A 1,658-nucleotide genomic window follows, 5' to 3' on the forward strand; every position below is an offset into this window, starting at 1 on the left:
GCCGGGGTCTCCCGGGCCGGGCCGATCGCAGGGTGGATGCGCCGGTCACGGCCGAGGGGCCGCTGACCGCCGCCGGTGCCGACCGTGCCGTCACATGACGGCGCGGGCCAGCGCCCGCCGGGCGCGGTGCGAGGCGCGCGCGGCCCTTCGTTGGAGGCGGCGGGAGCGGCGCTCCAACAGCATCGCGGTGGCGAGGCGTTGGCTCTCCGCTTGCCTGAGGCGCTCGTTCATATGCGAGCGCGCCATGACTTCGGGCATGAGTTCCATTCTTCGGTTCCTGTTCTGGGTGTGGCGCGGGTCTTCCTGCGCCGGAGCGTGGGAGGTGCGGCTGGCGGTGTTCATGTCGTCGTCCTGGTGGGGGTTGTGCGGTGTCGGCGCGCCGATCGTTCCGGGGATCATGCCGCGGGCACCGGGTTCTTGCGGGGACGCCCGCGCGGGCGCTTGCGGGGGACGACGACGCCCTGGACGAACAGTTCGCCGCCCCAGACCCCCCAGGGCTCGCGACGGTCCTTCGCGCCGGCGAGGCATGCCTCACGGAGCGGGCAGGTACCGCACAGGGACTTGGCGTACTCGACGTCCTCGGGGGACTCCGCGAAGAAGACCTCGGGGTCGTAGCTGCGGCAGGGGACGCCGGTGTCGAGGCGGTCGATGGCCTCGTCGAGCTCGTTCAGGGTGAAGAGAGGGGTCACGGTGGGCTTCTCCGGATCCGGTGGTGAGTGCAGGTCGGTCGATGACGGGGCGGGGGCTGCGAGTTGCACGGGGTGTGTCCTCGTCTCGTGTCGGTCTCTGTTCAGGGCAAACAGAAGGGCCGCGGTCCCCTGACGGGGTTCCGCGGCCCTGGAGGCACCGACCTGATCTCACGAATCAGGTTGGATCGGTCCAGGGATCGAGCCCGCGGAGGGCCCACATCGGGTGGAGCTGGGACTTCTGCTGTCCGAACAGCTGGGCGTCTGCCTCGGCGCCCGCGCCGGTGGCGGTAAAGCCGTAGCCGGCGGCGGTCCGCTCGTCGGCCACGACGGCGGCCACTGCGAGGGCGGTGCCTCGCTCACGCACGGCGACGACCGGGGTCGAGGCCGGAACGAAGCAGCCATGGGCACCGGGGACAGCGGCGACGCCCGTGGGGGCGACGCTGCCGACCGACGTACCGACGGTGGGGCAGGCGACGTTGAGATGACCGGTGATGGTGAAGTCGGACATGGGATTCGCCTCCCTTCGGCGTGTACGGGACCGGTGGTTCGGTCGTGGCTGCGGAACTGTTCGGAAGTGCTGCGAAACTCGGAAGTGCTGCGGAACCGGGTGAGGAAAGCCTCTTCCGGCGCCGTGAAGCACGCTATGCGTATCGCTCGGTCCTGCGCAAACTATTTTTCCGAGGTTTCTCCAGGACCTTCCCCCGTGGTGGTACTGCCGGCGGGCGGGCCTCCCGCGCACACGACCCTGACCAGGTGCGACGCACCCGGACGGTGCGCCCCGCCCACGTTCTCGGCAGCCGGGCGGAGAGAAGTTCCCGGTACAGCGGGCGCCGGACCGCCCACCACGCACCTCGCGCGGGCGCGGGGCGCGGGGCGCGAACGGGTGCACGCCCCGCGTCCGGGGTCGGCCGGTGGCGGGAACGCCCGCCCTGGTCCGCGGCGGGCTCGGGCGACCGACCGGCGCCGTGG

Annotated in this window: 3 protein-coding genes; all 3 read right to left on the reverse strand. The window is 72.0% G+C overall.

The annotated features are described in order from the left end of the window. Window positions 1-90 precede the first annotated feature (90 nt). The 3 genes from HCJ92_RS23950 to HCJ92_RS23960 all read right to left on the reverse strand — a co-directional run bounded on the left by HCJ92_RS23950 (window position 91) and on the right by HCJ92_RS23960 (window position 1,197). The gene (locus HCJ92_RS23950) at window positions 91-399 is read right to left on the reverse strand and encodes a hypothetical protein (protein WP_167935696.1); all 309 of its coding nucleotides are present in this window, start codon (window positions 397-399) and stop codon (window positions 91-93) included. Further along, window positions 396-758: a WhiB family transcriptional regulator gene (locus tag HCJ92_RS23955; protein WP_167935697.1), complete on the reverse strand. Its 363-nt coding sequence runs from the start codon at window positions 756-758 to the stop codon at window positions 396-398. The genes HCJ92_RS23950 and HCJ92_RS23955 overlap by 4 nt, the downstream gene beginning before the upstream one ends. 106 nt (window positions 759-864) lie before the next feature. Beyond that, on the reverse strand, window positions 865-1,197 hold the full coding sequence (locus tag HCJ92_RS23960; RefSeq protein WP_167935698.1) for a hypothetical protein: 333 nt from the start codon (window positions 1,195-1,197) through the stop codon (window positions 865-867). Window positions 1,198-1,658 lie beyond the last annotated feature (461 nt).

Source organism: Streptomyces spiramenti (assembly GCF_012034385.1).
Taxonomy (GTDB): domain Bacteria; phylum Actinomycetota; class Actinomycetes; order Streptomycetales; family Streptomycetaceae; genus Streptomyces; species Streptomyces spiramenti.